This is a genomic window from Actinoplanes sp. NPDC051411 (assembly GCF_040682075.1).
Classification (GTDB): domain Bacteria; phylum Actinomycetota; class Actinomycetes; order Mycobacteriales; family Micromonosporaceae; genus Actinoplanes.
This window is the reverse complement of the sequence record NZ_JBFBAD010000049.1, coordinates 41,357-65,980: the sequence shown is the minus strand read 5'-3', so window position 1 is coordinate 65,980 and position 24,624 is coordinate 41,357. Positions and strand designations below refer to the sequence as shown.

19 protein-coding genes and 1 pseudogene are annotated in these 24,624 nt (G+C 70.0%); 10 read left to right on the top strand and 10 right to left on the bottom strand.

Annotated features, from left to right (window positions below):
* Positions 1–37: 37 nt before the first annotated feature.
* The 3 genes and pseudogenes from AB0M88_RS26085 to AB0M88_RS26075 all read left to right on the top strand — a co-directional run bounded on the left by AB0M88_RS26085 (position 38) and on the right by AB0M88_RS26075 (position 4,638).
* Entirely contained in the window at positions 38–3,013 is a 2,976-nt protein-coding gene (locus AB0M88_RS26085; RefSeq protein WP_364106555.1) for a glycine--tRNA ligase, read from the top strand.
* On the top strand, positions 2,992–3,819 hold the full coding sequence (locus AB0M88_RS26080; RefSeq protein WP_364106553.1) for an aminoglycoside phosphotransferase family protein: 828 nt from the start codon (positions 2,992–2,994) through the stop codon (positions 3,817–3,819). The genes AB0M88_RS26085 and AB0M88_RS26080 overlap by 22 nt, the downstream gene beginning before the upstream one ends.
* 65 nt (positions 3,820–3,884) lie before the next feature.
* A pseudogene (locus AB0M88_RS26075) lies at positions 3,885–4,638 on the top strand (hypothetical protein).
* 133 nt (positions 4,639–4,771) lie between these two features.
* On the opposite strand, the gene AB0M88_RS26070 reads toward AB0M88_RS26075, so the two are convergent.
* The 3 genes from AB0M88_RS26070 to AB0M88_RS26060 all read right to left on the bottom strand — a co-directional run bounded on the left by AB0M88_RS26070 (position 4,772) and on the right by AB0M88_RS26060 (position 9,573).
* The gene (locus tag AB0M88_RS26070; RefSeq protein WP_364106551.1) at positions 4,772–7,999 is read right to left on the bottom strand and encodes a hypothetical protein; all 3,228 of its coding nucleotides are present in this window, start codon (positions 7,997–7,999) and stop codon (positions 4,772–4,774) included.
* 138 nt (positions 8,000–8,137) lie between these two features.
* On the bottom strand, positions 8,138–8,467 hold the full coding sequence (locus tag AB0M88_RS26065) for an SdpI family protein (RefSeq protein ID WP_364106549.1): 330 nt from the start codon (positions 8,465–8,467) through the stop codon (positions 8,138–8,140).
* A gap of 83 nt (positions 8,468–8,550) precedes the next feature.
* Positions 8,551–9,573 (bottom strand): histidine kinase, encoded by a 1,023-nt coding sequence (locus AB0M88_RS26060; protein ID WP_364106547.1) that lies wholly within the window; start codon positions 9,571–9,573, stop codon positions 8,551–8,553.
* A gap of 186 nt (positions 9,574–9,759) precedes the next feature.
* Between AB0M88_RS26060 and AB0M88_RS26055 the strand changes: the two genes are divergently transcribed.
* The 5 genes from AB0M88_RS26055 to AB0M88_RS26035 all read left to right on the top strand — a co-directional run bounded on the left by AB0M88_RS26055 (position 9,760) and on the right by AB0M88_RS26035 (position 15,827).
* Positions 9,760–10,851: a glycerophosphodiester phosphodiesterase family protein gene (locus AB0M88_RS26055; protein ID WP_364106545.1), complete on the top strand. Its 1,092-nt coding sequence runs from the start codon at positions 9,760–9,762 to the stop codon at positions 10,849–10,851.
* A 468-nt stretch (positions 10,852–11,319) separates the two neighbouring features.
* Positions 11,320–12,642, top strand: a complete 1,323-nt coding sequence (locus AB0M88_RS26050; protein WP_364106543.1) for an extracellular solute-binding protein — start codon at positions 11,320–11,322, stop codon at positions 12,640–12,642.
* Positions 12,642–13,637, top strand: a complete 996-nt coding sequence (locus AB0M88_RS26045; protein ID WP_364106541.1) for a sugar ABC transporter permease — start codon at positions 12,642–12,644, stop codon at positions 13,635–13,637. The genes AB0M88_RS26050 and AB0M88_RS26045 overlap by 1 nt, the downstream gene beginning before the upstream one ends.
* Complete coding sequence (locus AB0M88_RS26040) at positions 13,634–14,533, top strand: carbohydrate ABC transporter permease (protein ID WP_364106539.1); 900 nt, start codon at positions 13,634–13,636, stop codon at positions 14,531–14,533. Before AB0M88_RS26045 ends, AB0M88_RS26040 begins: the two co-directional genes overlap by 4 nt.
* Positions 14,534–14,552: 19 nt before the next feature.
* Positions 14,553–15,827, top strand: coding sequence for a PQQ-binding-like beta-propeller repeat protein (locus AB0M88_RS26035; RefSeq protein ID WP_364106537.1), 1,275 nt, complete (start codon positions 14,553–14,555; stop codon positions 15,825–15,827).
* Between the two features lies 1 nt (position 15,828).
* Here AB0M88_RS26035 and AB0M88_RS26030 read toward each other — a convergent pair whose 3' ends face one another.
* The 5 genes from AB0M88_RS26030 to AB0M88_RS26010 all read right to left on the bottom strand — a co-directional run bounded on the left by AB0M88_RS26030 (position 15,829) and on the right by AB0M88_RS26010 (position 19,391).
* On the bottom strand, positions 15,829–16,107 hold the full coding sequence (locus AB0M88_RS26030) for a hypothetical protein (RefSeq protein ID WP_364106535.1): 279 nt from the start codon (positions 16,105–16,107) through the stop codon (positions 15,829–15,831).
* A 3-nt stretch (positions 16,108–16,110) separates the two neighbouring features.
* The gene (locus tag AB0M88_RS26025; RefSeq protein ID WP_364106533.1) at positions 16,111–17,328 is read right to left on the bottom strand and encodes an inorganic phosphate transporter; all 1,218 of its coding nucleotides are present in this window, start codon (positions 17,326–17,328) and stop codon (positions 16,111–16,113) included.
* 171 nt (positions 17,329–17,499) lie between these two features.
* Positions 17,500–17,817, bottom strand: coding sequence for a DUF3349 domain-containing protein (locus AB0M88_RS26020; protein WP_364106531.1), 318 nt, complete (start codon positions 17,815–17,817; stop codon positions 17,500–17,502).
* 19 nt (positions 17,818–17,836) lie between these two features.
* Positions 17,837–18,148: a hypothetical protein gene (locus AB0M88_RS26015; protein WP_364106529.1), complete on the bottom strand. Its 312-nt coding sequence runs from the start codon at positions 18,146–18,148 to the stop codon at positions 17,837–17,839.
* 16 nt (positions 18,149–18,164) lie between these two features.
* Positions 18,165–19,391, bottom strand: coding sequence for an inorganic phosphate transporter (locus AB0M88_RS26010; RefSeq protein WP_364106527.1), 1,227 nt, complete (start codon positions 19,389–19,391; stop codon positions 18,165–18,167).
* A 427-nt stretch (positions 19,392–19,818) separates the two neighbouring features.
* On the opposite strand from AB0M88_RS26010, the gene AB0M88_RS26005 reads away from it, so the two are divergent.
* Positions 19,819–20,730, top strand: a complete 912-nt coding sequence (locus AB0M88_RS26005; RefSeq protein ID WP_364106525.1) for a phytanoyl-CoA dioxygenase family protein — start codon at positions 19,819–19,821, stop codon at positions 20,728–20,730.
* 173 nt (positions 20,731–20,903) lie between these two features.
* Here AB0M88_RS26005 and AB0M88_RS26000 read toward each other — a convergent pair whose 3' ends face one another.
* Together AB0M88_RS26000 and AB0M88_RS25995 are read right to left on the bottom strand one after the other, a co-directional pair.
* Entirely contained in the window at positions 20,904–22,169 is a 1,266-nt protein-coding gene (locus tag AB0M88_RS26000) for an aspartate aminotransferase family protein (protein ID WP_364106573.1), read from the bottom strand.
* Positions 22,170–22,220: 51 nt separating this feature from the next.
* Complete coding sequence (locus AB0M88_RS25995; protein WP_364106522.1) at positions 22,221–23,603, bottom strand: aminotransferase class I/II-fold pyridoxal phosphate-dependent enzyme; 1,383 nt, start codon at positions 23,601–23,603, stop codon at positions 22,221–22,223.
* A 181-nt stretch (positions 23,604–23,784) separates the two neighbouring features.
* Here AB0M88_RS25995 and AB0M88_RS25990 point away from each other — a divergent pair, with 181 nt between their 5' ends.
* Entirely contained in the window at positions 23,785–24,624 is an 840-nt protein-coding gene (locus AB0M88_RS25990) for a nitrilase-related carbon-nitrogen hydrolase (RefSeq protein WP_364106520.1), read from the top strand.

The window sequence follows — 24,624 nt, the reverse complement described above, 5'->3', positions numbered from 1 at the left end:
ACCTACCCGTCCGGCCGCTCTCCTAGACTTCGGACCCATGCTGACGATGCAGGACGCGCTGGCCCGGCTGACCGCGTACTGGACGGAACAGGGCTGCCTGACCGTCCAGCCGATGAACACCGAGGTCGGCGCGGGCACGCTCAACCCGGCGACGTTCCTGCGGGTGCTCGGCCCGGAGCCGTGGCGGGTGGTCTACGTCGAGCCGTCGGTGCGGCCCGACGACTCGCGCTACGGGGAGAACCCCAACCGCCTGCAGACCCACACCCAGCTCCAGGTGATCCTCAAGCCCGACCCGGGTAACCCGCAGGAGCTCTACCTGGGAAGCCTCGAGGCCCTCGGCATCGACGTGAAGGCCCACGACGTGCGGTTCGTCGAGGACAACTGGGCCTCCCCCGCGCTCGGCGCCTGGGGACTGGGCTGGGAGGTGTGGCTCGACGGCCTCGAGATCACCCAGTTCACGTACTTCCAGCAGGCCGGCGGCATCAACCTCGAACCGGTCAGCGTGGAGATCACGTACGGCATCGAGCGCATCATCATGGCGCTGCAGGACAAGACCCACTTCAAGGAGATCGAATACGCTCCCGGCATCTCCTACGGCGAGGTGTTCGGCCAGGGCGAATACGAGATGTCGCGGTACTACCTCGACGATGCCGACGTCGCTGCCAACCGGCAGCTGCTCGAGCTGTACGCCGGGGAGGCGCAACGCCTCATCGACGCCGGCCTGCCGGTGCCCGCCCACACCTACGTGCTGAAGTGTTCGCAGGCGTTCAACGTGCTCGACGCCCGCGGTGCCGTGTCGACCGCCGACCGCGCGGCCGAGTTCGCCCGCATGCGGAGGCTGGCCGGCGACGTGGCCCGGCTCTGGGAGGCCCGTCGCGACGAGCTGAACCATCCGCTCGGGCTCGTGGAGCCGCTGCCGCCGGCGCGCCCGGTCTCGTTGCCGGCCGAGAAGACCCAGCCGCGCACCCTGGCCTTCGAGATCGGCACCGAGGAGTTGCCGCCGTCCGAGGCGCGTGCGGCGCTCACCTATGTCGAGAAGGCGGTCACCGACGGCCTCGCCGCGACGCGGCTCACCCACGACGAGGTCCGGGTGTTCGCGACACCCCGGCGGCTGGTCGCGGTGGTCGGTTCGGTGGCGGCTCGGGAGACAGATTCCGTACGCGTGGTGCGCGGCCCCAAACTCGCGGCGGCGTACGCCCCCGACGGGTCACCCACGAAGGCTCTCGAGGGCTTCCTGCGCGGCCACGGGATCACGGCCGCCGAGGTCGAGCAGTCGGACTTCAACGGCGTACGTCATGTGACCGTGAGCCGGCACGAAGCCGGCGGCGCGGCCGCCGAGGTCCTGGCGCCCCTGCTCGCGAAGGTGGTGACCGGCCTGCGCGGTGCGAAGAACATGCGGTGGAACGACCCGCAGCTCAGCTACAGCCGCCCGATCCGCTGGCTGACCGCCCTGTGGGGCGACGACGTCATCCCGGTCGCGGTCGGCACGATGGCGGCCGGGCGCACCACCCGGGTGCTGCGCACCGCCGAGCAGCCGGAGGTCGAGGTCGCGTCGGCCGAGACGTTCATGGAGACGCTGGCGATCAACGGCATCGTCGCCGACCCCGAGGACCGTCAAGAGCTGATCGTCACCGGCGCGCAGGACAGCGTCTATCCGGACGGCCGCGTCGACGTGGCCGGCGAGGCCGCGCTGATCGACCAGATCACCTACCTGGTCGAGGCGCCGACACCGCTGCTGGGAACGTTCGACGAGAGCTACCTGACGCTGCCCGACGCCGTGCTGACGACCGTGATGCGCAAGCACCAGCGCTACCTGCCGGTGCGGTCGGCCGAGGACGGTTCGCTGCTGCCGATGTTCGTGACCGTGGCCAACGGCCCGGTCGACCTCGAACTGGTCCGGGCCGGCAACGAGGCCGTGCTGCGGGCCCGCTATGAGGACGCCGCGTTCTTCTACCGGGCCGACCGGCAGGTTCCGCTGCCCGCGATGCGGTCGCGTCTGGAGCGCCTGACCTTCACCGACAAGCTCGGGTCGATGGCCGACCGGGCGGCCCGCATCAGTGCCGTCGCCGCTGATCTCGCCGGTCCGCTGGGGCTGCTCACCCCGACCCTGGAGCGCGCCTCCCAGCTGGTGAAGTTCGACCTCGGCTCGCAACTGGTCACCGAGATGACCTCGCTCGCCGGCGTGCTCGCCCGGGACTACGCGGAGAACGCGGGCGAGACCCCGGCCGTCGCCCAGGCGATCTACGAGACCGAACTGCCCCGCAACACCGGCGACCGGCTGCCCGCGTCGGTGCCGGGCGCACTGCTGTCGATCGCCGACCGGCTCGACCTGATCGCCGGCCTGGCCGCCACGGTCGGCCTCCCGACCGGAAGCAGCGACCCGTTCGCCCTGCGCCGGGCGTTCCTCGGCCTGATCGCGGTGCACCGCGCCCAGCCGGCGCTGGCCGGCCTCTCGCTGACCGACGGGCTCACCTTCGCCGCGGCGCGCCAGCCGGTCGTGGTGAGCGAGGACGTGCTGCTGTCGGCCCGCGACTTCCTGGCCAAGCGGCTGGAGCAGGTGCTGGTCGAGGAGGGCCGGCCGGTCGACCGGGTGCGGGCCGTGCTGCCCCACCACGCCCGGCCCTCGGTCGCCGACAAGCTGCTGGCGCAGCTGGACTCGCTGGTCCTCGATCCCGACTTCGTCCGGGTCGCCGAGGCCCTGCAGCGCTGCCGCCGCATCGTGCCGGCCGGCACGCCCGACTCCTACGACGAGTCGGTGCTGGTCGAACCGGCCGAGCTCCGGCTGCACGAGGCGGTCGTCGCGGTGGCCGCCGAGGTGTCGGCCCTGGAGGAACCGGACCTGGTGCGGTTCACGGAGGTGGTGCGGCGGCTGGCGGTTCCGCTGGCCGACTTCTTCGTCGACGTGTTCGTGATGGACGAAAATCCGGTGCTGCGGGCGGCCCGGCTCGGCCTGCTGGCCACGGTGCGCGACCTGGGAGCGGGGTTGCTGGATTGGTCGGAACTGCGGCTCTGACATCGGTCTGCGCGCGGTGGGGCCTCACTCCCGCCGAGGCGCTGACCGGTTCGGGTTCGGGGACGTGGGCGGTACGCCGTGACGGGGTGCCGCTCGTCCTCAAGTTCCACGCGTCCCCGTCCTGGGAGTACGAGCTGGCGTCCGCCGCGGCGCTGCGCTCGCTGGGCTGGCCGACGCCGTCGCCGCTGGAGGTCGGCGACGACGGCTGGGTGCTCTACTCCCGGCTGCCCGGCGTCGCCGCCCGCTCCGACGATCGGCTCGTCCGGGGCCGGTTGCTGGGCGCGCTGCATCTGGCCGCCGCCGAATGCGGGCTGACCGCTCCGCGCCCCGGCTTCCCCTCCCCGGCCTCGGTCGTCGGGGATCCGGTGCTCGGACGGCTGCTGCGGTCCTATGCCCGGTCCGACCCGGACTCGGGCGCGGTGCTGCTCGACGGCCTCGAATCGGCGGCGGGCTGGTTCGCGGATCACCCGGTCGTCGACGTTCCCCGGTCAGTGATCCACGGTGACTTCGCGCCGTGGAACCTGCTCTTCGCCGACGGGCGGCTGAGCGGCGTTCTCGACTTCGAGGCCAGCCACTACACCTTCCAGGTGGCCGACTTCGCGCTGGCGTGGCGCGGCTATCAAGACGACGTCATCCGCGGGTACGACTCGGTGCGGCCGCTGTCCGACCTGGAGTGGCAGTTGATCAGGCCGGTCTATCAGGCGTGGCTGTTTCTCGGCGTCCGCGCGGCGCTGGAGTCCGGCGGCCCGGCCGACCTGAGCTGGCAGGTCGCCCACCTCCGGAAGAAGTCGGCCCTGGTCGGCTAAAACTGCAACGGCATTTGTAGTCCTGGGTGGCGTGGCCGGATGGCGGTGCGGCGCGTTAGTTGGGCGTGGTCTACGTCGACGTCGAGGGCTGGCGGGCTGAGCTGGATGGCTTACTTGATCTGGTGGGTCCGCGTTTTGGCGGGTCAGAACCGCGTGAGCGGGCTGGCCGGTATGTCGGCGGGTTGGTAGCCGGATTAGAACGCAAGAACGGCTGGACCCTGGCCGAGCATGCCGGTGAGGTCAGTCCGGACGGGATGCAGCGGTTGCTGCGCCGGGCGGACTGGGACGTCGACGCGTTCCATGTGGTCGCGACTCGCTGCAACGACGACGTGTCCGCTCGCGGGATCGGCTCGGGTCGCGTCGACCACATCGTCGCGGGTCTGCCCGGCTCCGCGTGGCGGATATCCTGCGGCGACGGCACGCATGGCCCGCGAGTCTACGACTGGGTGCGAACACCGATCCGGCCGTGGTGGACTTCGGGACGCGGTCATTGGTTGCTCGCACGGCGCAGCTCTCAGCGACCCGACCGAGATCGCTTACTACATCTGCTATGCACCCCGCCGGACCAGCCTGGCCACGCTCATCTGGGTTGCCGGCCGGCGCTGGCCGGTCGAGGAGTGCTTCAAACAAGCCAAACAGAAAACCGGACTCGACGACTACCAGGCCCGCACCTGGCGAGGCTGGTACGCCCACATCACCCTGTCGATGCTCGCCCTGGCCTGGCTGGCCGCCGTCCGCGCCGCCGAACAGCAAAAAGGGGAACCGCAGCCGACGCTGAGCAGCTCATCGCGATCAGCGTCCCCGAAGCCCGCCGCCTGATCGCGGCACTGCTGGATGACCCTCGCCCGGACAACGAGCACACCATCGCCTGGTCACGCTTCCGACGCCGCCGCCAATGGCAATCACAGCAAAGCCACTGGCGACGAAGGCCAACTTAAATGCCGTTGCATTACTAGCTTCTTCGGAGGATGCGGATCCGGGACACCAGGTCGGGTCGCTGGATTGCATAGGTATCGAGGAGCAGGCGGGCGCGGCTCTCGGTGATCGGGTAACGGATGATCTTCAGCTCGGCCATCCGGACCGCGGCATCCACGTGCTGTTCCGTCCACTCGTTCTCATCCTGCTCGAGGATGGACACGATCGCGCCGACGATCGCCCCTCGGACGTAGGTGTCCTCGCCCTTGCCCAGATGTGCGGTGATGCAGCGGAGGAGAGCGATCCTGGTTGCGGCGTCGATGTCGGCATCGCAGACGACGTCGACGATCTCCGCCACCAGCGCGAGCCCGACGTCACCATCAAGTTCCAGGGTGCGGAGCAACGGCTCGACGATGCCGGGGAATCGGTAGCCCCATTCCGCCGCCTGGCGATAGAGCGCCTCCCGTGCGGCGCGGGTGAGGTCGTGGTCGTGCTGCAGAGCGAAGAGGGCGCCGAGGATATTGACCGGATCGTGCCCTCGGGGCAGGTAGACGTAGCCACCGGCCTCGGCCAGCCCGGTCCGGTGAAGCGGCTCCACCGCGTGCTGCTGGAAGTCGTCGGGCCCGTCGCAGCTGAAGTGCCTCTCGCGACGCACATCCTCCCAGCTGCCGGCGAACATCCAACTGCGGAGGTCATCCGGCGCATCCTCCTCCGGTCGATCCACGCCGAGCACCCAGTTCATGTCGACCGGCGCGGCGGTCGCCGGGTGGTCCAGCCGGAGGCTGAGCGCGACATCGCGGAACCGGTCCCGCCGGATGCGGTCGACCTGGACGTGGTCGATCAGGCCGGGCCAGCCGCTGGGCCCGGACTGGGAGTGCCAGAGGAGGGCCAATTCCCTCCAGGCGCGGATCACTCCCTCCCCGGTCGCGCCGGTCAGGCGGGCGGCGGTGAGGTCGGCGACGCAGAGCATGAGCATCAGAAGGTTCGAGGTGTGGGCGGCGATCCGCGCGGGCACGGTCTGCCGCTTCGGCAGGTAGGTGTCGAAGACGTCGGCCAGCCGCGGCTGCTGGGCCGCTTCGAAGAGCCGGACCAGCAGGTCGACCCAGTCGGCGCGGTCCTCCGGCGGCAGGTCTTCGGCCATGCCGTGCAGGAACGCGACGACCTGGCGGCGACCGGCCAGCGGCGCGAACGACAGCAGCGCGTGCATCAGGCCGTCGTCGGCGGCCGCGCTCGTCACGAACGTGGTCGTGCGCTCGCGGGCGACCATGTCCAGCATCACGTGGTGAGTCAGCCGGGCGACCAGGAACTCGCCGAACGTCGCGTGCAGGAACTCGAAGGCGGACAGGCGCTTGCCGTCCCGGGTCGCGCGGGCCCGGTGTACGAAGAAGAACGACCCGAGGGCCAGTTCGGCGGCCCGGATCGGGGCCCGGAGACCGGCCGGTGACGCCGCCGCCGCGTTACCGGCGACCAGGCCGGGGAGCGTCCGCAGGTCGGCGTCCAGGTCCTCCTCGGAGATCCACTGCGCGCCCCGGTTGAACATGGCGAACGCCACCACACCCAGTTTGCGCAGCTCCAGTTCGGTGAGACGGTCACGGTCGCGGGCCGGGAGGCTCGCGGCACGCTTCTCCACCTCGCGCCGGGCGAAGCGTTCGAGCAGACGCTCGTACAGCTGGTCCAGCCGCAGCGCGCCCGCCTCGCGCAGGCTGTTCCCCTCGGCGTCGTAGACCGCCAGCATGAGCAGCAGCAGCGGCTGACCCGCGAGATCCGGGTATCGCAGGACGGTCTCGAGGTCGACCTCGACCCCGTTGACGCGGTTCCAGGTGTCGAGCCACGCGGCGACGCGGGGACGGTCGAACGGCTCCAGCCGGACCGCCAGCGTCCCCTCGGGCGGCTGTGCCCGGTCGGCCACGCTGATGCGGCTGGTCACGATCACGGCGACCGGCCGGCCCTGATCGGCTTCCCGGCGCTGGAGCGAGGCCACCCGCAGCAGGTAGTCGGTCTGGCTCACCCCGGTCGCCTGCAGGAGCTCGTCGAAGCCGTCGAGGATGATGATCGGGAGCGCGTCACCGGCCGACCGGCTCAGCGCGGGCCACTCGACCCGCTCGCCGGTGTCGGCCCGGATCGCCTGCTCGATCTGGTCCTGTACGTCGGCGGCCGCGGGCACCGACCTCAGCTCGACCAGCACCGGCAGGAAGTCGTTGGCGGGCAGCCGCGCGGCGAGGATGCGGGCGAGCACCGACTTGCCCGACCCGGGCTGGCCCAGCACCATCATCGGCGCGGCCGTCAGCTCCGGGGAGGTCAGCCGTCCGGTCAGGAAGGCGAGAAGGTCGTCCCGGATCGGACGCCCTTCCCACCAGTCCTCGCTGCTCAGCGGGATCGAGCCGGTCACCTCGGCGACGCGGTAGGCCTGCGGCACGAAGGCACGACTGAGTGTCGGAAGCCGGAGCCCCGCCGGCACCTCGCCCGCCTCCGCGATCGGCCGGTCGAGGGCGGCGCCATAGGCACGGGCCAGACTCGCGCGTCGTTGGTCCGGTGCCCGCCCGACGGCAATGGCGTCCAACACCTCACCGAGAGCAACCAGCCCCGTATTGGCCTCGCGGAGACGCGCGTGAATCGCGTTCTGCTCGCGCATGCCGGCCCAGAACGCCACCTCCGGGAAGTCGACGGCGAGCCGCCCGAGCATGCTCTCGAAGCGGACCACGGCCGGCTCGGCCAGGCCGGTGACCGCTTCGGAGGCCTTGGCGAGCATGGAGTCGCCGACCCGCTCCCAGACGGCGAGCCCGGTGCCGTAGCGGACCACGAAGGTGGCCAGCGCGCGATAGAACTCCGTGAGCCGCTCCCGGAACTCCTCATGGGGCTCGGCCGGGCCTGGGGTGGGCGCCGAGCGGGTGGACGCGGCGACACCGGCGGCCAAGGCCTCCTGCTCCGACGCACTCAGCTGAAGGTCGGCCGGGTCGAGCGGCAACTTCACCTCGGCCATGACTTCGAAGAAGGCGGCCAGCGCGAGAAGCGAGTGAGCGGCCTGCAGGCGCTCGGTGCGTTCGTGGCGGGACAGCGACCGCCGCCGCTCGACCAGGCCCGTGATCAGGCGCTCGGTGATCCTGCTCAGCTCGGCCTTGGCGTCGAACCAGCCCAGCACCTCGCGGAACGGCCCGACCAGCGCGATCATGCCGGCCCCGACCAGCACGTCGATCAGCCGCTGGATCGTGGCCACGTCGCCGCCGAGGATCCGGGCCGCGTCGTCGTAGCTCAGCCTCCGTCCCATAGAGACAGTATTCCGGGCGCTGTCATCCCTCCGGTCGGTGACGGCTGCGAGGACGTGCCAGCCGAGAGCGTGAGCAGAAGCCCGGCCGCCAGGGGGATCCGCCGGATCATGCCCTCACTCCAGGGTGCCTGCGGCTGTCTAAAGAGGACCAGATCGGCGGAGGGCGGCCCGGTTGGCCCGGGAAGCGCCCACGAGGGCCAGCACCACCATGATCACCACGCCGGGGATGATCGCGGGCTTGCCCGCGCCGAACAGCACGGCCACGCCGCCGGCCACCGCGACCAGGCCGCCGAGGACGATCGGTGGGCCGGCGGCCCGGTTGCCGGCCACGAAGGCCTCGTCGCTGCGCATCGTGGCGGCCGTGCGGACGCCGGCCAGCCGGTTGCGGGGCAGCCGGCCGATCGAGCCCAGCAGACCGGTCAGCGCGACCAGTGCGCCCGCCACGATCACCACCACCGCACCGACCATGGTGCCAACCTACTGCCCGTGGCCGCGGTCGCCTTCAGAAACGCGTCCGCTCAGAACGGACATGATCCAAACGCCGCGCACGGTCAGCCGGCCGAGACCGCGCGCGGGAGGGTCGCGGTGACGCTCCAGCCGCGGTCGGGGTTGGGGCCGGCGGTGAAGACGCCGCCCAGGAGGACGGCCCGTTCGCGCATGCCGGTCAGGACGAGGCCTTCGCGGTCGGCGCCGCGTACGTCTCCGTCGTCGGTCACCCGCAGGTGGACCGATGTGTCGTCGGCGGCGACGCGGATCTCGATCCGCGTCGCGTGGTGGGCGTGCCGGCGGGCGCTGGTCACCGCCTCCTGGGCCAGGCGGAACAGGGCCGCGCCGACCGCCGGCGGAAGGTTGTCGAGGTTGCCGTCGATCGCCAGGTGGACCGGCGGGCCGCCGAGAACCGGGGTGGCCAGCCGGGCCAGCTCGCTGACGTAGGGGCGGTCGTCGCCGAGGGCCCGGACCACCGCGCCCATCTCGGCCAGTGCCCGCGCCGCCTCGGCCTCGATGAGAAGCAGGGATTCGGTCGGGGACGCGGCCAGCCCGGCCTGGGCCTGGATCGCCATCGCGGAGACGTGGTGGGCGACCGTGTCGTGCAGGTCGCGGGCGATGCGTTCCCGTTCGCGCAGCCGGATCTGGTCGGCTTCGCGCGCCTTCTCGCGGGCCCGGTAGCGCATGGCCAGCCCGAGCGCGCCGGCCGCCACGATCAAGCCGGCTTCCGGGCGGTAGAAGGCTCCGGCCAGGGCGGCCGTGACCACGGAACCGGCCACGATCTCGCGGCCGGACCCCCAGCGGACCAGCGAATACGGCAGCAGCAGGAGGTACGCGAGGCTGTAGCCCTGCTCGCCGCGTACGAGAAGAAGCGCGACCGCCGCGATCAGCAGGACCACCAGGGGGTGCCGCCGGCGGCCGAGAAGGGCCGGCGTCAGCACGAGCGCCACCCCGGCCGCCGGCCGGGCCTCGGGCCGGGTCAGCGCCTCGAGGATGGCGAGCGCGGCGAAGACACCGGCCACCGTCCAGTCGCGACCGGAACGGCCCGGCGCGCCGGAGGGGCGAGGCACCCCCCAGAACGACCTCATGAGACTCCCCCGACGAATCTGGCCGGCACATCGTAGCCGGTCCCCCGGACAGGTGATCTGTTCGACGCTTACCGAGGCGTTCCCGAACACGCCACACGATCTTCTCCTGACGGACGGCTGCGACCGGTCGACTGCCCCCGGGACGCCCGGCGACCGTCGCCGGGCCGCAAGCCCCGTGGAGGATCTGTGGCAGACCGCCGCCAGGTGCTGCGGATGGGCGCCGTCGCCGCCGCCGCACCCGCCCTGACCGCCGCCGTGGCCACGCCGGCTCACGCGGGCGGGAACGGCAGGCATTCCCTGGTCATGGGCCACCGCGGAGCCGCCGGCTACCGCCCCGAGCACACCCTCGCCTCGTACGAGCTGGCGGCCCGGATGGGCGCCGACTACATGGAGCCCGACCTGGTCTCCACCAAGGACCACGTGCTGGTCTGCCGGCACGAGCCGGAGATCGGCGGCACCACCGACGTGTCGACCCGGCCCGAGTTCGCCGACCGCAGGAAGACCGTGCTGCTCGACGGCGTCAGCACCACCGGCTGGTGGACCGACGACTTCACGCTGGCCGAGCTGAAGACGCTGCGTGCGGTCGAGCGGCTGCCCGCCGTGCGGCGGCACAACACGATGTACGACGGCCTGTTCGAGGTGCCGACCTTCCAGGAGATGCTCGAGCTGCGGGCGCGCCTGTCGAAGGAACTGGGCCGCGACATCGGCGTCATCCCGGAGACCAAGCACCCGACCTACTTCCGGCGGCTCGGCCTCGAGCTGGAGACCCCGCTGGTGCACATGCTCGACCGCTTCGGGCTCAACCACCGGGGCGCCGACGTCTGGATCCAGTCGTTCGAGGCGCACAACCTGCGCGACCTCAACGACCGGTACCGGGTCGAGGTCAACCTGGTCTTCCTGACCAGCGCGACCGGCACGCCGTTCAACGACCCCGAGACGTACGCCCAGTACCTCACTGAGGCCGGGCTGAAGGAGCTGTCGACCTACGTCGACGGCATCGGGCCCGACAAGGTGCAGGTCATCGGGCGCAACGCGGACGACACGCTGGGCGAGCCGACCTCGCTGGTCCACGACGCCCACGCGGTCGGCCTCAAGGTCATCCCGTACACCTTCCGGGCCGAGAACCAGTTCCTGCCGGCCGACTACCGGGTCGGGACCGACCCGAACGCGTACGGCCGGGCGATCGACGAGCAGATCACGTTCCTCGACGCGGGCCTCGACGGACTGTTCACCGACCAGGCCGACATCGGCGTCCTGGCCCGCGCCCTGCGCCACTGATCAATCGGACACCGCACATCATTTGGACACCGCACGGCCGCCGGCACCGCGGCCGTGCGGGCCGGTGCCCGCCCGCCGTCGAGGGTCATTCTCCGCCGGGCGACGAGCGCTTCCCTTCCGTACGCCCCGAGCCCGCGGTCTGAGCGGCGATCCGTTGTGCACGTTCACAATTGTGCGGGAGCGGCGGCAGGGCGGCGCCGGCGCCACGAGTGCGGTGCTCACGGCGTACACCCGGAAGCTGGTCCGTGACCAGCGCAAGTGGCTCCGCCCGGCGGGACCGACCATCCCTGACCTGCGCAGTTGATCTTTCGGGGAAATCTTGATGAAACAGAGCCTTGACAGTCGTGCATAAGTACGTTTTGACTTGGCGTTATCCGTTGAACTTTGTTCGTTTGGTTTCATAATCACTCCCCAAAGCGACGATGACCGCCGTTCCATGAGGCGGCAGGTCCACCCAGGAGGCGGTCCATGGCAAGTCCGTTCGCAAGCAACCCGTCCGGAATGAGCCGGCGCAACCTGCTCAAGGGCACCGGTGCGCTCGCCGCAGCCGGGCTGGCGGCCCCGCTGCTCGCCGCGTGCGGTAACGACGACAAGTCGTCCGGCACCTCGCAGGGCTCCGACACCGCCCCGATCACCTTCGGCTCGAACTACTCCGACGCCGCGCCCAAGGGTGCCTTCGCCACGCTGACCTCGGGGGCGACCACCTCGACCAAGGTGCCGATCACGGTCAACACGACCGACCACAACACGTTCCAGAACAACATCAGCAACTACCTGCAGGGCACGCCCGACTCGCTGGCAACCTGGTTCGCGGGCTACCGGCTGCAGTTCTTCGCCGCGCAGGGCCTGCTCACGCCGATCGACGACGTGTGGGACAAGATCGGCGGCAACTTCAACGACGCCGCGAAGAGCCTCTCCAAGGGCCTGGACGGGCACTACTACCTGGTGCCGATCTACAACTACCCGTGGGTCGTCTTCTACAACAAGAGCGTCTTCGCGTCGAAGGGCTACACCGTCCCGACGACCTGGGACGACTACGTCGCCCTGCTCAAGAAGATGAAGTCGGACGGCATCGTGCCGCAGGCGTTCGCCGACAAGGACGGGTGGCCGGCGCTGGGCACCTTCGACATCATCAACCTGCGCACCAACGGTTACGACTACCACATCAAGCTGATGAAGCACCAGGTTCCGTGGACCGACCCGGGCGTCACCAAGGTGTTCGACCACTGGCGCGAGATCATGCCGTACATGCAGAGCGCGGCCAACGGCCGCACCTGGCAGGACGGTGCCAAGGCGCTGGAGAACAAGCAGGCCGGCCTGATGTTCCAGGGTTCCAACCAGGTCGCGGCCAACTACGACCCGAAGAACCTCGACGACCTCGACTTCTTCGTCTACCCGACGATCGACCCGCAGTGGGGCACCGACTTCATGGACGCCCCGGCCGACGGCTTCATCCTGCCGAAGAAGGGCAAGAACCAGGCCGCGGCGAAGAAGGTCCTGGAATACATCGGCACCGGTGACGCCGAGGCCGCCTTCCTCAAGACCGACCAGTGGGACGTCGGCCTGGCCAACGGGCTTCAGGTGCCGACCTACAACGCGATCCAGAAGAAGTCGGTTCAGGAGATCGCGAAGTGCAAGAACGTCTCGCAGTTCATGGACCGCGACACGGTTCCCGACATGGCCAACGCGATGATCAAGCTGATCCAGCAGTTCATCGACTCGCCGACGGCCGACACGATCGCCACCATCCAGAAGAGCGCCGAGTCTCAGGCCAAGACGATCTTCAGCTGATGACGCAAACGATCCCTGCACCGGCGGCGGCACCGATCCGGCGCCGCCGCCGCGGGCGTACGCTCACCCGCCGCGACAAACTCGTCGCGGCCCTCATGCTCGGCATCCCGCTGTTGCTCGACCTGGCACTGATCTGGGTGCCGGCGCTGGGCTCGATCTTCCTCTCGTTCACCAAGTGGACGGGCGTCGGCGGCATCAAGCTCCAGTCCTGCGCCGACTTCCCGACCGCGCCCGGCATCCCGCAGCCCGGCTGTCTCTACGGCGTACAGAACTATAAGCAGGCGTTCACCAACTACCCCGACTTCTGGCCCGCGGTGCAGCACAACGCGATCTGGCTCGGGGTGTTCATCGTGATCGCCACCCCGCTCGGCATGCTGTTCGCGGTGATCCTCGACCGGGGGATCCGCGGCACCCGCATCTACCAGAGCCTGCTGTTCCTGCCGGTGATGCTGTCGCTGGCGCTGATCGGCATCATCTGGGAGCTCATCTACTCGCCCAACCTGGGGCTGATCAACACCCTGGTGCACCACAACCAGAACGACAACGTGATCGACTGGCTCGGCAACCCGCACCTCAACCTGTGGGCGCTGCTGGTCGAGGCGAGCTGGCGGCAGGCGCCGTACGTGATGATCCTCTATCTGGCCGGCCTCAAGGCGGTCGACCCGTCGCTGCGCGAGGCGGCGATCGTCGACGGCGCGACCGGCTGGCAGACGTTCTGGCGAGTGATCTTCCCGGCGATGCGGCCGATCAACATCGTGGTCCTTGTGGTCACCGTGATCGAGTCGCTGCGCGCGTTCGACCTGGTCTACATCACCAGCGGCGGTAATCCGCTGCGCGGCCTGGAACTGCTGTCGGTCGCGGTCACCCAGAACATCGTCGGCGAGACCCAGCGGATCGGCTTCGGCTCGACGCTCGGCGTCATCCTGCTGGTGATCTCTCTCGTCCCCATCTCGATCTTTCTTTGGCAGGCGTTCCGCCGGGAGGAGAAGGTATGACCGCGGTGACGGCCTCCCCGGCTTCGCACGCCGAGCATCCGGCCCACGCCGCGAAGCCGGGCGCGCCGATCGGCCCCCGGGTGGCGAGCTGGGCCTCCCAGCTGTTCATGATCGTGATGACCGTGCTGTGGATAACGCCGATCGTCTTCGCGCTCTACGTCGCGCTCCGGCCGATCTCCGAGACCAACAAGCTCGGATACGTTTCCCTGCCGCACCACCTGACGCTGTCCAACTTCGCCGACGCGTGGAGCCAGTCCGGGATGTGGAAGTTCTTCCTCAACTCGGCGTACGTGACGGTGCCGTCCGTGCTGCTGGCCCTCTTTCTGGCGTCGTGTGTGGCGTACGTGGTGTCCCGGCTCAGTTTCGCGTTCAACATCCCGCTGCTGATCCTGTTCACGGCCGGCAACCTGCTCCCGCAGCAGGTCATCATCACCCCGCTCTACCGGATCTACCTGGCGCTCGGCATCTACAACTCGTACCTGGGCCTGATCCTGATCAACCTGTCGTTCCAGCTCGGGTTCTGCGTCTTCGTGCTGAGCAACTTCATGAAGTCGGTGCCGCTCGAGATCGACGAGGCGGCACTGCTCGACGGCGCGTCACTGTGGACCCGCTACTGGCGGCTGACGCTGCCGCTGTGCCGGCCCGCCCTGGCCGCGCTGGCGACGCTGCTGGTCACCTGGGTCTACAACGACTTCTTCTGGGCCATCACGCTGATCTCGACCGGCGACAAGCGGCCGATCACCTCGGCGCTGGCCAACCTGCAGGGTCAGTTCGTCGCCAACCAGAACCTGATCGCGGCGGCCGCCCTGATCGCGGCCATCCCGACGGTCCTGATCTACGTGCTGCTGCAGAAGCAGTTCATCGCCGGCCTGTCCCTGGGTTCGACCAAGGGTTGACCGGCGGGCACAATGCGGCGTGACTTCCGCCCTGATCGACCTCGACACCGCCCCGGCCGCCGGTCTTCGGCCGGGGCGGTCGCGTCCCCGGGGCCGGTCCGCCCTCGCCGTGCTGAGTCTGGTCCTCCTCGCCCTCGCCGGCCCGGCCACGCCGCCGGTGCCGGAGCACCTGAAGGCCACCCTGATCACCGCGCGGAACGAGGACAACGTCTTCGTCAGCGGCGGCAAGCTGTACGTCGTCGACGCCGCCCCGACCGGTCTCCCCCGGCCGATGCGCACCTACCGGCTGCCCGACGGCAAGCTGCTCTCCCAGGCGGCCCTGCAGATCCCGGAGGCGGTGTCCGGGGTGCGGGCGGTCGGCGACACCACGCTGGTCGAGACCACGATCGGGGGGCGACCGGCGGTCGTCGCGCTGGACCCCGCCTCCGGTTCCCGGCGGTGGTGGCAGTTCGGGCTGGTGCGCGGCGCGTCGGCGGCCGGTGGGCTGGTGCTGCTCACCGACGACCGAGACCCGGCCGAGGACTTCGACGCGGTCGATCTGCGGACCGGGCTGTACCGCTGGGGCGTACTGGCACCGGTCGGCGGCCAGCTCCTCACCGCCGGCCCGGCGGCCGGCACGCCGCGGTGGCTCGTCTCCGTCGACCCCGCGGGCCGGCTCGACAGCTACGACGCCCTGACCGGCAAACACCTCGCGACCGCTCGCCCGGCGCCGTTCGGGCCCATGCCGGACGCATTGGCCGAGCCGGCGGGCTCGCTGCTCCTCATCGGCACGGACGCTGCCGGCGCGACCGCCTACACCCTGCCCGGCCTGGCCACCCGCTGGCATCGGCCCACCGGCTCGTTCGAGTTCGCGGGGGCGTGGCTGGAGCCGGACTGCGGCGCTGAGCTCTGCGCCTATCTGACGAACCTGGTCGCCCTCGACGCGGCGACCGGGCAGACCCGCTGGACCTCCGACCGGTGGACCTACGCCCACCCGGCCGGAGGCTATCTGTTGGCCGGCAACGCCAACGGAACTCCCGACCAGATGCCGCTCACGGTCCTCGACCCGGCGACCGGGCGGGTGCGGGCCGATCTCGGCGGCTGGCGCCAGGTTCTCGGGCCGGACGGCACCATGGCGTACGCCGTGAACGCCGCCGGCCACCCGGCCCTCTTCGGCCGCTTCGACCCGGCTCGTACGGCGGTGCGGATCCTCGGCACGACCGACGCCGATTTCGGCCATTGCGACGCGGCCGCCGGTGCGGTGGTCTGCCACCTCACCGACGGCCCGGTCGCGATCTGGCGTCCCGGGGTTTGACTCAGTGCTTGGCCACGATCGTCGGGAAAATGTGCTCGAAGCTCAGCGCCTTGCCGAAGCCGGTCGCCACGATGAACGTGAGGCCGAGCAGCACGCCCAGCACCACCACGGCGAAGAGCAGGTAGGCGGTTATCCGGGCCGGCACCCCGGCTGGGGCCTCGCCGCCGGAGGCCAGCGAGCGGATGCCGAGGCCGAAGAGCACCGGCAGGCCGGCGCCGAGGATCAGGCTGGCCAGGAAGACCCGCCAGGCACCGTCGAGGGCGAAATGCAGGTTGCTCATGTGTCAGCCCACCAGCTCGAGGGGCGCGCGGTCATCGCCCGCGGCCTCCCATTCGTCATTGACATTGTGCTGGCCGACCGGAGCCTTGCGGGCCCGCAGCCAGACCGCGAACGCGGTGACGATCAGCAGGGCGAACACGGCCAGCGCACCGGCCAGTCCGCCGAGCGAGTCGGCGAGCCACCACATCACCGCGCCGACCACCGCGGCGGCCGGGAGGGTGATCAGCCAGGCGGCGAGCATGCGGCCCGCCACCCGCCAGCGCACCAGCCCGGACGGGCGGCCGAGACCGGAGCCGATCACCGAGCCGGTCGCCACGTGGGTGGTGGACAGCGCGAACCCGAGGTGGCTCGAGGACAGGATGACCGCGGCCGACGCCATCTGGGCGGCCATGCCCTGGGCCGGCTTGATGTCGACCAGGCCCTTGCCGAGCGTACGGATGATCCGCCAGCCGCCCAGGTAGGTACCGAGCGCGATGGCCAGCGCGCACGCGACCTTCACCCAGAGCGGGATGTTCTTGGTGTCGGACCAGTCCCCGCTGGCGATCAGCGCGAGCGTGATGACACCCATCGTCTTCTGGGCGTCGTTGGTGCCGTGCGCGAGCGAGACCAGCGAGGCGCTGCCGATCTGACCCCACTTGAAGCCGCGCTCGGTGTAGCGGGCGGCCAGCCCGGTGGTGACCTTGAAGATCATCCAGGTGCCGGCCGCGGCGACGACGCCGGCGATGACCGGTGACAGTACGGCCGGGAGCAGCACCTTGCCGACGACGCCGTCGAGCTTGGAGCCGTCGCCGTTCCAGTTGACCCCGGCCCAGCCGAGCCCCGCGATCGAGGCGCCGATCAGGCCGCCGAAGAGCGCGTGCGAGGAGCTGGAGGGCAGGCCCAGCAGCCAGGTGAGGAGGTTCCAGACGATCCCGCCGACCAGGCCGGCGAGCACGATGAGCAGTAACGCCTTTCCTCCGTCGGAGGTCAGACCGGCCTTGGGGGTGCCGTTCGAGTTCTGGATCTTGACGACGGCGTTGGTGACGGTGAGCGCGACCTGTACGGACAGGAACGCGCCGACCAGATTGAGCAGGCCGGACAGAGCGACGGCGGTCTTCGGCCGGAGGGCGTTGGTGGCGATGGTGGTGGCCATCGCGTTCGCGGTGTCGTGAAACCCGTTGGTGAAGTCGAAGGCAAGAGCCGTGACGATCACCAGTGCCAGGATCACTGAAGTCTGGGTCACCAGGTGATCGTCACCGACGTTGCCGACCGGGGCCTAGGGGGTGAACGGAACCTTTTCGATGTTCCGCCCCTGTTAACCTCCCGTTTCCCTAACGTGAGCGATCTGTCACGTTTGTCCCACGCACCGCGAACGGCCGGAGCCTGCGACCCCGGCCGTTCGCTTTCGGTTAACTCAGTCGTTAGGCGGGTCGACGAGCGGCCAGCCGCCGGCCGCGAGCCGGGCCGAGACCCGGACCATGTCCTCCGGAGTGGCGTCCTGGAGCAGCTCGCCACTGATCATGTTTTCGATGTCGTCGGCCGAGATCGGGTCGTCGCTGCTCAGCGACTGGTCGGCCAGGGCCGTGGCGATCTTCTTGACCTCTTCCTCGGTCATCTTGCGGCGCAGGATGCCGAGCAGGGCGACGTAGTCCTGGCGCGGCACGCCGGTCGGGTAGCCGGCGCGCAGCCAGTCGACCGCACGCGTCAGGAAATTGGAGCGGGAATCACCCACCGAGCTCACCTTTACCTGTCTACTTGGAGTGGATCGTCGGGTAGATGTGGTCGAAGCTCATCACCTTGCCGAAGCCCGTGGCAACGACATAGGTGATACCGAGCGCGACGCCCGCGAGCACGATGATGAAGAGGATCCAGGCGAGGACCGTGCCGGCCGGGTTGGCCTTCGGGCCGCTCACGCCGGTCGCGTGGACCTCGGCCTCGCCACCCGAGCCCCAGGCCAGCGAGCGGATGCCGAAGGCGAAGATCAGCGGCAGACCGGCCCCGAGGATGAGGCTGGCGGCGAGCACCTTCCAGGCGCCCTGGAGGGCCAGTGTCACGTTGTGCATGTCGCTCTCGCCTCTCTCAGTTCGCCGCGCCGGCGGGAACGGGCTGCTCCGCGGCCGGAGCCCCGTCCCACTCGTCGTTGACGTTGTTGTGGTCGACCGGGTTGATCCGCGAGCGGATGTACATGAACACCGCGAAGGCCACCAGGATCACGAAGACGACGATCGCGCCGGCGACACCGCCGCCGACAAGGTGCCCGATGTACCACATGATCGCGCCGACGACCGCAGCCGCCGGAAGAGTGATCAGCCACGCCGCGACCATGCGGCCGGCGACCCGCCAGCGGACCTGCGCGCCCGGCTTGCCGACGCCGGTGCCGAGAATCGCGCCGGTGGCCACGTGGGTGGTGGAGAGCGCGAAGCCGAGCTGGCTCGAGGCGAGGATGACCGCGGCCGACGCCGACTCGGCGGCGAGACCCTGCGGCGGGGCGATCTCGACCAGGCCCTTGCCGAGCGTCCGGATGATCCGCCAGCCGCCCAGGTAGGTGCCGAGCGCGATGGCCAGCGCGCAGGCGATCTTGACCCAGATCGGGATGTTCTTGGTGTCGTGCCAGTCGCCGTTGGCGATCAGCGCGAGCGTGATGACACCCATCGTCTTCTGCGCGTCGTTGGTGCCGTGCGCCAGCGAGACCAGCGAGGCGCTGCCGATCTGACCCCAGCGGAAGCCGTTGTCGGTGAAGCGCGCCGCGACCCCGACGGTGACCTTGTAGATGAGCCAGGTGCCGACCGCGGCCACGACGCCGGCGATGACCGGTGACGCGATGGCCGGGAGTATCACCTTGCCGACGACGCCGTCGAGCTTGGTGCCGTCGCCGACCCAGTTGACGCCGGCCCAGCCGAGGCCCGCGATGGTCGAGCCGATGAGGCCGCCGAAGAGGGCGTGCGAGGAACTGGACGGCAGACCGAGCAGCCAGGTGAGCAGGTTCCAGACGATGCCACCGATCAGGCCCGCCAGCACGATCAGCAGCAGGGCCTTGCCGCCGTCACCCACCAGGTCCGGCTTGGGCGTGCCGTCCTTCTGCTGGATCTTGACGACGGCGTTGGAGACGGTGAGCGCGACCTCGACGGAGAGGAACGCGCCGATGAGGTTGAGAGCACCGGAAAGGGCAACGGCCACCTTCGGCCGCAGCGCTCCGGTGGCGATGGATGTCGCCATCGCGTTAGCGGTGTCGTGGAACCCGTTGGTGAAGTCGAAGCCGAGAGCTGTGACGACCACCAGGGCCAAGATGACTGTTGACTGTGTCACTCGGTCAGCGTCGCGCCGCAATCGACAGACCTGAAGAGGGTGACGACCATGGATTGAATGTTCAATCTCTGTTGGGTAGTGCGTCACCCAGGGTTCGGCGACCCGTCACAGGGAGTCATGTTTCGCCGACCGCTGCGCGGCCGGTAAGGAACTGACGGGCAAACCGTGCCGGAAACCTGGGATTCGTCCGATCAGGACCGACGCAGGATAACTGATCCGCGCAACGTGACGTCAAATATGACCGACTCATAGCCGACTGGGCGAAATCCGCATTTTCCCGTATTCGCGATCACGATCAGTAGTTCTTTGATTTCTTTCAAAAGGGCTGCAACGAAAGCGGGCCCTGACCGCGTCTTCTCCAACGAGCACGCGCCCGGAAAGCGGGGCCGTGCGGATCCAGGTGGAGATCTCAAGGGGGACAACGGGAATGCGATCCGCCGAGTATTATCCGGGCCTGACCGGCTTCGAGAGCATCACGCCGGAACAGCGCACCGAATTCCTCGAACAGGGCGTGCTGCTGGTGCGCAACGCCCTTTCCGAGGAACACCGGGCCCGGCTCGAGGAGGCGGTCGACCGGGTCTATGCCGAGGAGCAGGCGGCCGGCCGGCTCAAGGCCGACGGCACGCTGCACATGCTCGGGTTCCTGCCGCGCGACGAGGCGTTCGGCGAGCTGCTGACCGTGCCCACCACGTTCCCCTACGTCTGGGGCCTGGCCGGCTGGAACATCTACTCGCACCACAACCACCTCGACGTGACCCCGCCGGCGACCGGTGAGGAGCCCCCGTCGTGGGGCTGGCACCAGGACGGCTACCGGCAGAACTCGGACCCCGAGGTGCTCGGCGGCGAGGTCCCGCGGCCCATGTTCTCCCTGAAGATCGCGTACGTGTTGTCCGACCTGTCGCGGACCGGCCGGGGCGCCACCAAGGTGATTCCCGGCAGCCACCTGAACAACTCGCTGGAGCGCCCGGCCGACACCAAGGTCTACAACCCCGACCCCAAGGGCACGGTCGAGATCACCGCCAACCCGGGCGACTGCTTCATCTTCGACCGCCGCCTCTGGCACTCCCGGTCGCCCAACACGAGCACGGTGACCCGCAAGATGCTCTTCGTCGGCTACACCTACCGCTGGATCCGGCCGCTCGACGAGATGCCGATCGACCGCGAATCGGAATGGTGGGCAAACCGGACGCCGGTGCAGAAGCAATTGTGTGGCGACTCGCCTCACACCGCCAATTACTGGGGTGTCAACTGGGACGGCTTCGTCGACGACAAGATCCCGCTGCGGCACGAATTGAATACGCGCGGGGTGCTCGACCGTTCGATTCCGTGGCTCCGCTGACCGATTCGGACCAGTCGAACTCGAATAGGCGAATCGCATAGACGCCGCCGGTTCCACGCGTGCCCTCCCCCGACGCGGACCGCGTCGGACCGGCGGTCCGAACCACCTTCCGTCACAGCCGCGGGCCCGTCACCCCTTCCAGGTGACGGGCCCGTGGTGCCGGCCCGGCCGGGTCAGGCGACGTGGGCCTCGGCGCTGACCCGGCTCAGCGCGCCGGTCAGGATCGCCAGGCCCTCGCGCGCCTCGTCCTCGGTCAGGGTCAGCGGCGGGCCCATCCGCAGCACGTTGTTGTAGAGACCGCCCTTGCCCACCAGCAGGCCGCCGGCCCGGCACTCGTCGAAGACCCGCACCGTGGCCGCCGGGTCGGGCTCGGTGGTGCCCGGTCGCACCAGCTCGATGCCGAGCATCAGTCCCTTGCCCCGCACCTCGCCGATGAGCGGCAGGTCGAGCGCCCGCAGCCCCTCGAGCAGGATCGAACCCACCCGGGCCGCGTTGGCCTGCAGGTCGTGGTCGAGCACGTAGTCGAGGACCGCGTTGCCGGCCGCGGCGGACAACGGGTTGCCGCCGAAGGTGGAGAAGCTGATCCCCTGCACCGCGTTCATCACCTCGGCCCGGCCGACCACGCCGCCGAGCGCGAACCCGTTGCCGATGCCCTTGGCGAAAGTGATCAGGTCGGGGGTGACGCCGTGCGCCTGATAACCCCAGAAGTGCTCCCCGGTGCGGCCCCAGCCGGTCTGCACCTCGTCGGCGATCAGCAGGATCCCGTGCTCGGCCAGCACCTTCTGATAGGCACCGAGCAGCCCGTCGGGCCCGGCCACGAAGCCGCCCACGCCCTGGATCGGCTCGGCGATCAGCGCCGCCACGTCGCCCGAGGTCACCGTGGTCAGCACCTCGCGCAGGTCGTCGACCGCCGCCTCGGCCAGGTCGCCCGGGGTCAGGCCGGCCATCCGGCCGCGCAGCCGGTCGGCCGAGGCGAGCCACGACACGTTGAGCGGGCTCAGCGAGCTCGACGACCAGCTGCGGTGCCCGGTGACCGCCATGGTCGCGAACGTGCGGCCGTGGTAGCTGTTCTTGATCGCCAGGATCTGGTTGGAACGGCGCAGGTTGGTCGCGAACAGCAGGGCCGACTCATTGGCCTCGGTGCCCGAGTTGGTGAAGAACACCCGGGCGTCGGGGATGCCGCTCAGCCGGGCGATCTTCTCGGCCAGCGTGATCTGCTCCCCGATCAGGTAGAGCGTCGAGCTGTGCACCACGCCCTTGGCGAGCTGGCGCCGCACCGCCTCGTTGATCTCGGCGATGTCGTAACCGATCATGTTGGTCAGCACGCCGCCGAAGAAGTCGAGGTAGGTGCGGCCGTCGGAGCCGGTGACCCGGCGGCCGGAGCCGGAGACCAGCTCCATGGCGTCGTCGCCGTAGTAGATCGGCATCCAGCCCGGCATCACGGCACGGTGGCGGGCGAGCAGGTCGTCGGACAAGGGATCCTCCAAGGGTCAACGCCAGCCGCGCGGGTGCGCCCGCTCCCGGGCGCCGCTGCCGCGGCTGTCCAGATGGGCGGCCGACGCGAGCGCGCCGGCCAGGTCGTCGAAGCCGTCGGCCACCAGCCCGACGGTGACACGGACGTGATCGGAGCGCAGCGGAGTCACGCAGAACGGCGCGCCCGGCGCCACCGCTATCCCGTGCGCGGCCAGCGCGACCATGGCGATCTGCTGGTCGTCGACGGTCAGCCAGAGGTTGATGCCGTCGGCGCAGGTCGCCTCCACCCCGCGCTCGGCCAGCTCCGTCAGCAACGCCGCGCGCCGCGACGCATAGGCGTCGCGGGCGGCGGCGACCTGGGTCACGGCAGCCGGGTCGGTCAACAGATCCAGCAGTACGCCCTGGAGCAGCCGACTCGACCAGCCCGGTCCGAGGAGTCGCCGGTCGGCCACCGCGCCGACCACCGCGGCCGGCCCGCCCACCGCCGCGAGCCGCAGATCGGGCCCGTGGCTCTTGGAGAAGCTGGCCACGTGGACGGTGCCCCCGGGCCGGTGCCGGCCGATGCTGACCGCCGGCGCCGACGCGATGTCGCCGGCGTGGTCGTCCTCGACCACGAGCACTCCGGGGTGCTCCGCCAGCACCGCGGCCAGCTCGGCGGCCCGCCCGGGCGACATGCTCACGCCGGCCGGGTTGTGGGCCCGCGGCTGCAGGAGGAGAACGGCCGGCCGGTAAGCGTGGAGGGCGGCGGCGAGCGCGGCCGGTTCGAGGCCCTGGTCGTCGACCGGCACGCCGACCACGCTCGCGCCGACCGCCTGCAGCAGGTCGAGGATCGGCGCGAAGGTCGGATTTTCGACCAGCACGTGATCGCCGAACCGCACGACCGCGCCGAGGACGCGGTCGAGCGCGTCGAGCGCGCCGTCGACCACGGTCAGCCGCTCGGGCGGGAACGGCCACCGCTCGCGCAGCACCGTCTCGAGCCCCGGCAGCACCGGCTCGTCGAGATAGCTCGTGGTCAGGCGCCCGTCGCCGATGCGGCGCAGCGCCTGGGTCAGGTCGGGCAGGAGGTCGTGGTCGGGCACGCCGGTCGACAGGTCGCGGGCCATCGGACCCGTGGTCGCCGGGCCGGCCAGCTGGGTGTAGCGCCAGTCGCCGCGGGGCGGCACCGGGCCGGCGACGAACGTGCCCGAACGGCCGCGGGTGCGGATCGCGCCGGCCCGGGCCAGGCTCTGCCAGGCCTCGCTGACCGTGGTCGGGCTGACGCCGAGCTCGCGGGCCACGTCACGGACGGTCGGCAGCCGGGCGCCGGCGGGCAGGCGGCCGGCGGTCACCAGACGACTCACGGCCGCGGCGATCCCCCGCGCGCTGCGGTCGTCGACGGCACCGCTGATCAGCCCGAGCAAGGTAACGTCTCCGAAACATTCCGTAACGTTCGGGCGATTGTCCGCCCGAATCTGTGTCGCTAGAGTCCTACGGCATCCGCGACCTGAAAGCAACCTCTAGCGCAGTATGTCTAACGGGGAGTAGAACAGGCGATCACAGGACGCGCTTGACCAGCGCGGATGATCAAGAGAGGGGCGTTTCATGACCGACGTCATCCGCGCCGCCCTCGTCCAGACGACATGGACGGGCGACAAGGAATCGATGATCAAGGCGCACGAGGACTACGCGCGCGACGCGGCCGCCCAGGGCGCGAAGGTGATCTGCTTCCAGGAGCTCTTCTACGGGCCCTATTTCTGCCAGGTGCAGGACGCGGCCTACTACGAGTACGCGGAGTCGGTCCCCGGCCCGACCACCGAGCGCTTCCAGGCCCTCGCCGCCGAGCTGGGCCTGGTCATGGTCCTCCCGATGTACGAGAAGGAGCAGGAGGGCGTCCTCTACAACACCGCCGCGGTCCTCGACGCCGACGGTAGCTACCTCGGCAAATACCGCAAGCACCACATCCCGCAGGTCAACGGCTTCTGGGAGAAGTTCTACTTCCGCCCCGGCAACCTGGGCTACCCGGTCTTCGACACCGCGGTCGGCAAGGTCGGCGTCTACATCTGCTACGACCGGCACTTCCCGGAGGGCTGGCGCGAGCTGGGCCTGGGCGGCGCGCAGATCGTGTTCAACCCGTCGGCGACCAGCCGGGGCCTCTCCAGCTACCTCTGGCAGCTCGAGCAGCCGGCCAGCGCGGTGGCCAACGAATACTTCATCGGCGCGATCAACCGGGTCGGCATCGAGCCGCTCGGCGACGACGACTTCTACGGTCAGTCCTACTTCGTCGACCCGGAGGGCAAGTTCGTCGGCGAGGTCGGCGACACCCACAACCCCGAACTGATCGTGCGCGACCTCGACCTGGGCCTGATCAAGACGGTCCGCGAGCGCTGGCAGTTCTACCGCGACCGCCGCCCCGAGTCGTACACGCGGACGGTGGAACTGTGA